We start from the raw sequence: 7,540 nt of genomic DNA on the forward strand, positions 1-7,540 counted from the left end.
CGAGCGCCGCCTGATCACCCGATGCCGGCCATGGTGAATCCAGCGAATAGATTGAGGAATGGGTATGGGTGAAGACGAGGTTTTCCTGCGGCAGGACGTGAACATCGAGCCGCTGGTGGACAGGTTCTACGCGTGGCTGCACACGGTCGCGCCGGTACAGGCGTCGATGAACCTCGCCTTTGTGCAGGTTCCGCTGCTGGAGTCATATCTTCAGTCGCCGCAGGTGCACGCCAATGCGAGCCGTAATCCGGAGCTGCGCGGCGGACTCTTCGTCAACGTCGACGGGGACCGGAGCAAGGAGATCGGCGAGCTCCTCGCCACCATCAAGCGGGACCGTGCCGACATGCTGAAGCTGGCCGGCGCGGTGGCACAGGCCGAGGACCTGGTGCGCCAGAGCGCGACCGGCTTCGACATGACGCCGCTGTATCCGAAGCTGCCGCCGGAGCTGTCGGGCCTGGTGGAACTGGCCTACGACACCAGCAACCAGGCGTCGGTCAGGTTCATCGAACCCCTGGTGTACGACAGCAAGGCCTACACCGAGGACCGGCAGTCGGTGCAGCTGTCGCTGGAGACGGGTGTCGAGCGGCCGTTCATTCTGAGCACCCCCCGGCTTCCGTCCGAGGACGTGCTGGAGCTGCCGGTCCCGTTCCGGCACCCAGGCCTGGACGAACTGCTCCAGGCGCGGATCCGGCCGACGACGGTCAACCGGCTGCGTGAGGCGCTGGGCCTCGACGACCAGCAGGTCAAGGGACTCGGTCGGCTGCTCACGAGCGCGCCGGACCTGGCGCCGGACCGGGAGATCGGCTCGGGCGCGCGGATCCGCTACTTCGGTCACGCCTGCCTGGTGATCCAGACGCCGGAGGCCGCGATCATGACCGACCCGTGGGTGAACGCCGACATCTCGGCGTCGGGGCGGTACACCTACCGGGATCTGCCCGACCACATCGACGTGGTGCTGATCACCCACGGACACCAGGACCACATCGTTCTGGAGACTCTTCTGGCGCTGCGCGGGCGTATCGGCACGGTGGTGGTGCCGCGATCCTCACGCGGGAACCTCACCGACCCGTCGCTCGGCCTCTACCTGGGGCAGCTGGGCCTGCCGGTGGTCGAAGTCGACGACTTCTCCGAGGTCGAGTTCCCCGGCGGAAGCGTGACCGCGACGCCGTTCCTCGGCGAGCACGCCGACCTGGACATCCGTGCCAAGTCGACCTACTGCGTGAAGATCGGCGGGAAAACGATCTTCATAGGCGCCGACTCGTCGGGCATCGACCCCGGGCTCTACCAGTACATACGGGCCCATGTCGGGGACGTAGACGTGGCGTTCCTCGGCATGGAGTGCGCGGGTGCCCCGCTGACGTGGCTGTACCAGGCGCTGTTCACCAAGCCGGTGACCAAGAAGATGAGCGACTCCCGGACCCTGTCGGGGTCCAATGCTGCCCAGGCCGCCGAGATCGTGAAGCAGCTCGGCGCCTCCGAGGCCTACATCTACGCGATGGGCGAGGAGCAGTGGCTGGTCGGACATGTCATGGCCACCACCTACAACGACGACTCGTTCCAGCTCCGGCAGGTCAAGGAGTTCCTCACCTGGTGCGCGGAGCAGGGCGTCAAGGCCGATCACCTCTTCGGCCAGCACGAATGGCGCTGGTGAGTGATGCCTCCCCGGACCCACGTGGGAGCGGAGGCGGCCGTCGAGGCCGCCCTCGGCCCTCCGGAGGAGACGCGGCGGGAGTCCGCCGCGCTGGATGACGCGGAGATGTTCCCGGCCGGGCTCTGCGCCCGGCTGGACGCCGTGGGTCTGCCCGCGTTCTACGTGCCGGCCGAGTGGGGTGGCCGGCTCGACGACCACGAGGTACTGCTCCGCCTGCTGCGGAGCGTTGCGCGCCGCGACGTCAGCGCCGCCGTGGCGCACGGCAAGACCTACCTCGGCACCGCCTGCGTCTGGATCGCCGGCAGTCCGGAGCAGGCCGCCTCGACCGCCGCCGCCGTCCTGGACGGCGGCCCGGTCGCCTGGGCGCTCAGCGAGCCGGAGCACGGCGCCGACCTGCTGGCGGGCGAGCTCACAGCCGTGTCCGGATCAGGCGGCTACCGGCTCGACGGCGTCAAGTGGCCGGTCAACAACGCGACCCGGGCCGGTCTGCTCACCGTGCTCGCCCGGACGGGGCAGGCCGGCAACCCCCGCGGCCACAGCCTGTTCCTGGTGGACAAGGCCGCGCTGGCGCCCGGCACCGTCTCGCACCTGCCCAAGGTCCGCACCCATGGCATCCGCGGCATCGACATCTCGGGAGTCCGGTTCGACGGCGCCTGGGTGCCGGCCGCCACGATGCTCGGGGCCGAGGGAACCGGGATCGCGACGGTGCTCCACGCGCTTCAGCTCACCCGGACCATGTGTGCCGCCCTCTCACTCGGTGCGGGCGAGCACGCGCTGCGGCTGACGGCCCGGTTCGCCGCTGCGCGCGTCCTCGGCGGCCGGCCGCCGGCCGGGCGCGCCCGCCCCGCCTCGATCCTGGCGAGATGTGCCGCGCTGCTCGCCGCGAGCGAGGCGGTGGCGCTCGCCGGCAGCCGTTCGATCCACAGCCTCACCGCGGAGATGGCGGTGACCTCCGCCGTAGTGAAGAGCGTCACCCCGACCCTGGTCGACGCGGCGCTCGGGGACCTGGCCGAGTTGCTCGACGCCCGCTCGTTCCTGACCGGCGGTTACGAGCACGGCGCGTTCGAGAAGCTCTGGCGCGACCACCGGATCGTCGCCATCTTCGACGGCAGCACACCGGTGAACCGGGCAGCCCTGATCCAGCAGTTCCCCAGGCTGGCCAGGGCGTTCGCGGCCGGCACCGTCAACTCCGCCGGACTGGCCGACACCGTCGCCGCCGGCAGCGGGCAGCGCCCGCTGGACCGGACGGCGCTCACGCTGACATCCCGTCACGGATCCAGCCTGGTGCAGTCGCTGCCCTCGCTCGCCCGGTCGCTCGCAGAGAGGCCGGTCCACCCGGGACTGGCCTGGCACGCGGAGGCGCTGAGTGCCACGGCCGAGGAACTCCACACCGCGATGGGAGCGGTTGCCCTGGCACGCCGCCCGGCGATGGCCGCGTACGAACTGGCCGCCGCCTACGAGCTCTGTTACGCGGGTGCGGCCTGCCTGTGGCTCTGGCAGACCGGCGCGGCGCGGCATACCGGGCAGCCGCTCTGGGCGGACGGACTGTGGGCCAGGTCCGCGTTGCGCGAGCTGCGGACCAGGGCCGCAGGCCTGTTGCGGACCCCCGAGCCGGCCGCCGCCCCCGGTGACGACGACATCGACGAAGCCCTGGCCGGTGTGGTCGTCGAGGCGGCCACCGGCGGCGCCGGGATCACACCGTTCGGGCTGCCCTTGCCGGTCCTGGGGAGCGACTGTGGGAGTTGAGAAGCTGGAGGCCCTGCTCGGCGATCCGCGCGATGCGGACAACCCCGTCGGCCACGCCGCCGTCCTGGCCGCGGACGAGCGGCAGGAGATGCTCGCCGAAGGTGAGCGGCTGCTGGACCAGTACGGGATGAACGCCGAGTTCGTACCCGCCGCGTACGGTGGCCGGCTCACCCGGGCCGACCGGCTGGCCGAGGTTCAGCGAGCCGTGTGGCGACGCGATCCCTCCCTCGGTGTCGGCCACGGGACCGGCTCGCTCCTCGGCTCGGTCGACATCTGGGCCGCCGGCACCCGGCAGCAGTGTCGCGAGGCGGCCGACATCCTGCTCGGCAACGGGCGGATCGCCCTCGCCTTCCACGAGTTCGGCCACGGCAACGACTCCGCTGACGCCGGTTGCACCGCCCGGCGGGCCGACGACGGCTGGCTGCTGTCCGGGCGCGAGGAGACCGTGACCGACATCCGCCGCTGTGAGGCCATGGTGGTGTGCGCCAGGACCGGCGACGCGGCGGGCAGCCACAGCCAGTTCTTCCTCAGGCGCCGCTATGTGCCGCCGGGCGGACTGCAGGACCTGCGGCGCCTCCGGAGCTCCGGCCTGCGCGGGGTGCAGCTCGGCGGTATCCGGCTGAGTGACTGCCCCGCGCCCGACCGCGACGTGCTCGGCCGGCCGGGTCAGGGCAAGGAGATCGCCCTGCGCTCGTTCCAGCTGACTCGCGCGGTGCTGCCCGCGCTGCTGCCCGGGCCGCTGGACACCGCGCTGCGGCTTGCCCTCGACTGCGTGCTGGAGCGCCGCCTCTACGGCGGGGTGGCCGCCGATCTGCCCTACGTGCGCGCCACCGCCGGACGGGCCCTGGCCGGTCTGCTGGCCATCGACGCGCTCTCCGCCGTGGGCTTGCGGGGACTGCACCTGGTTCCCGGTGCGATGAGTGTGTACGCGCCCGCCACCACGTACCTGACGTCACGCATCCTGCTCGAGACGATCGAAGACCTGCGGTTCCTGCTCGGCGCACAGTCCTACCTGCGCGAGGGCCGGTATGCGATGTTCCAGAAGCTGGCCCGCGATGCCGCGGCGGCCACCTTCGCGCACATCTCGCGCAGCGCCTGCCTGGTCACCATCTGGCCGCAGCTGCCCCGGTTCGCCCGGCGGTCCTGGCCGGACGGCGATGCCGCCCCACCGGAACTGTTCGACCTCGGCGGCCCGCTGCCCCCGCTGGACCTGACGCGGTTCACGCTCGGCCCGCCGCCCGGCGACCCGGTCATGGGCACCCTCTCCGAACTCGCCGCGACGGAGCCGGCCGGAACCCAGGTGGGCCGGTTCGCCCGGCGGTTCCAGGCCGAGCTGACCTCGTTGACCGGTCAGTGTGCCGCGCTCGCGCCGTCCGATCCCGCCATCGGCGCTTCGCCCGCCGCCTACGCGCTTGCCGGCAGGTACACAGTCCTGCTCGCGGCCGCGTGCTCGCTGGCGGTCTGGCGGTACGACGCGGGGCGCTACCCGGAAGCCGCGCTCCCCGGCGTCCTCGACCAGCTGGACCGCCGCCTCGGCGGCCCCGCGGTGCTCACCGAGGCCGAGCGGGAGAGCAGCGATCGGGCCTTGTTCGACCTCGCGCTGGATCGCCACCGTGAGAGCCGGCTTTTCGATCTGACGGAGCGTCAGATCGCAGGATGAGAGGTATTTCCGTGGCACTCAGCAACTCGGTGCGTCCCGGTGACTCACCCGAGGCCATCCAGACCTGGCTGATCGCTCGCATCGCCGAGTTTCTGGGGCTGCCGCCCGAGCACATCGAGCCGGACGTCTCGCTGGCCGACTACGGGCTGGAGTCGGTGTATGCGTTCGCGCTCTGTGGCGAGATCGAGGACACCCTGGGCGCGGTGATCGAGCCCACTCTGCTGTGGGACACCGACACGGTGAGCGCTCTCACCGCGCATCTCGTCAGCCAGTTCGCCGAGAACGGGCCGGTCGCAGGAGGCGACCGCTGAGCCCTGCGCGAGTTCGGCGCGGACGCACATCGGCCCCACGCCGGGCCGGGCTCGGCCCGGCGTGCTGGTGTCCGGCGGCTCGGCTCAACGGGGGCTGTCCGCGGTCATCCGCTGCACCGCGGGTTCGAGCCGGGTGAGGATTGCGCGGATGTCGCCGGCCAGGAAGCGCTCGCGCATCGCGGCCCGCCGGATCTTGCCGCTGGTGGTGCGGCGGACCGTGCCGCGGCGAACCAGCATCATGTTGCGGACCGGGATGCCGAGCGAGGTCGCCAGTCGTCGCGCGACCGCCGTGGCGACCTCGGGCAGTTCGGTGTGGGGCACTGCCGGACTGACCTCGTGGACGAGGACCATGCGCTCATCGGGTGCCGGGACGCCGAACACGGCGCCCGCGAAGCCGGCGAGTGCCTCGTGGGCGGCGCGGGCCTCGTGCTCGACATCCTGCGGGAAGATGTTGCGGCCGGCGATGACCAGCATCTCCTTGATCCTGCCGGTGATGAAGAGCTCGCCGTCCAGGAACGCCCCCAGATCGCCGGTGCGCAACCAGTTTCGGTGGTCGTCGGCGAACCGGGCACGGAAGATCCGCTCGGTGAGGTCGGGTTTGTCCCAGTAGCCGTTCCCGACGCTCCGCCCGTGGAGCCAGATCTCGCCGACCGCGCCGTCGGGCAGGCGGCGGCCGCTCGCCGGATCGACGATCCTGGCCTCGATGTCGCCCAGCGTGCCGACGCCGATGATGTCCCGGCCGCCCAGGGCGGGCACCAGCACGGCCTCCTTCGCGGCGGCGAGCCTGGCCGGGTCGACGGTCCGGATGACCGGCGGCTCGTGCCGCGGTGTGACCGAGACGTACGCGGTGGCCTCAGCGAGCCCGTAGCAGGGCGAGACCGTCTCGGGGCGCAGACCGTACTCCGCGAACCGGCGGGTGAAGGCCATCGCACTCTCCGGGTGGATCGGCTCCGAGCCGTTGAAGAGACGGCGGAGCCTGGACAGGTCGAGGCCGGTGAGCTTCGCGTCGGGTACGGCACGCAGGCACAGCTCGAAGGCGAAGTTCGGGCCTGCCGTGACGCTGCATCCGTAGCGGTCCAGCATCCGGAACCACTCGGCCGGGCGCCTGCTGAAGCCGACCGGCGACATCAGCACGACGTGGGAACCGAGGAGCATGCCCCCGAGGAACATGACGAACAGGCCCATGTCGTGGTGGAGGGGCAGCCAGCTGCCGAAGGCGTCGTCGGGGCCGAGTTCGCCGTGCGAGTGCATCGCCTCGGTGTGGGCGAGGATCGCGCCGTGCGTGATCACGACGCCCTTCGGCTCGCCGGTCGAGCCCGAGCTGTACTGAAGGACAGCGAGCGAGTCCCGGTCAGGCCGGGGGCCGGGTGAAGACGGCGCGTCGGGTCCGGGGGCGCCGATCGCCTCGACCGGCAGCTGCCCGAGCCCGTGGCTGTGCAGCTGCTCCTGGAGATCGTCGCGGCCCCCGGCCGTCGTGATGGCCAGCCGGGGCGCGCTGTCAGCCACGATCGACGCGACCCGCTCGACCGCGGTGGAACCGGTGGGTTCCGGAACCGGCACCGCGACCAGCCCGCTGTAGAGGCAGGCCAGCAGCAGCTCGGCGAACTCGGCGCAGGTCGGCAGTACCACCAGGACCCGCTCCCCGGCGCCGAACCGTGCGCCGAGTCGTGCCGCCCGGGCCCGGGCCCGGCGGTCGAGCTCGCCGTAGCTGAGGCTGCTGTGGGCGGCTGCCGCCGAGCCGTCGACGATGGTCAGGGCGACCCGGTCGGGATGTGCGACAGCGCACTCGGCGAACAAGTCGGCCACGTTCCGGAATCTGTCGAGGTCGAGCGCCAAGGCAGTACCTCCAAGCGGACCGATAAACGACCGGTGCGAATTCCGTGTTTACGGTAGAGCAATTATCGTCGTGTTCGGTATTGGGGTCCGACGTCTTACCGGGCTTCGCGGGAACGGTGTTCGACTGCGTTCTTTGCGCAGTTGAACACCGGCGATTACCGAGCCTCGGTGAAGCTGTTCATAATGCTCCTGCGGATTGATGAATCTGAGCGCATCGGGAGATGACCGAAGGGTTCTGGTTGGTGTGGAAGGCGCGGGGTGAACCGGGGTTCGCCCGGCCCGGGGCCGTCACCTGCCGCAGATTTTCGGTCTGCCGTGTAACCAGGAGGAACGAAA

Annotated in this window: 5 protein-coding genes; 4 read left to right on the top strand and 1 reads right to left on the bottom strand. The window is 71.2% G+C overall.

Translation table 11 applies throughout. The features are described from left to right. The first annotated feature begins 64 nt into the window (after positions 1–64). From ACIQBL_RS45405 to ACIQBL_RS45420, 4 genes are read left to right on the top strand one after another with little or no spacing between them, the layout of a single operon-like run. The gene (locus tag ACIQBL_RS45405; RefSeq protein WP_401954187.1) at positions 65–1,651 is read left to right on the top strand and encodes an MBL fold metallo-hydrolase; all 1,587 of its coding nucleotides are present in this window, start codon (positions 65–67) and stop codon (positions 1,649–1,651) included. 3 nt (positions 1,652–1,654) lie between these two features. Next, positions 1,655–3,397 (top strand): acyl-CoA dehydrogenase family protein, encoded by a 1,743-nt coding sequence (locus tag ACIQBL_RS45410; protein ID WP_401954189.1) that lies wholly within the window; start codon positions 1,655–1,657, stop codon positions 3,395–3,397. Continuing rightward, positions 3,387–5,057 carry an acyl-CoA dehydrogenase gene (locus ACIQBL_RS45415; protein ID WP_401954192.1) on the top strand — a complete coding sequence of 557 codons (1,671 nt, stop codon included), beginning with the start codon at positions 3,387–3,389 and terminating at the stop codon, positions 5,055–5,057. The genes ACIQBL_RS45410 and ACIQBL_RS45415 overlap by 11 nt, the downstream gene beginning before the upstream one ends. 11 nt (positions 5,058–5,068) lie before the next feature. Further along, entirely contained in the window at positions 5,069–5,368 is a 300-nt protein-coding gene (locus tag ACIQBL_RS45420) for an acyl carrier protein (protein ID WP_401954194.1), read from the top strand. Positions 5,369–5,452: 84 nt separating this feature from the next. On the opposite strand, the gene ACIQBL_RS45425 is transcribed toward ACIQBL_RS45420, so the two are convergent. Further along, positions 5,453–7,174, bottom strand: coding sequence for a fatty acyl-AMP ligase (locus ACIQBL_RS45425; protein WP_401954197.1), 1,722 nt, complete (start codon positions 7,172–7,174; stop codon positions 5,453–5,455). Positions 7,175–7,540 lie beyond the last annotated feature (366 nt).

The organism is Streptomyces sp. NPDC088350, assembly GCF_044753545.1.
Classification (GTDB): domain Bacteria; phylum Actinomycetota; class Actinomycetes; order Streptomycetales; family Streptomycetaceae; genus Streptomyces.

Excerpts from the sequence above, each read along its gene's own strand:
- ACIQBL_RS45410 (WP_401954189.1), top strand. The coding sequence starts at position 1,655 with ATGCCTCCCCGGACCCACGTGGGAGCGGAGGCGGCCGTCGAGGCCGCC.
- ACIQBL_RS45405 (WP_401954187.1), top strand. The coding sequence starts at position 65 with ATGGGTGAAGACGAGGTTTTCCTGCGGCAGGACGTGAACATCGAGCCG.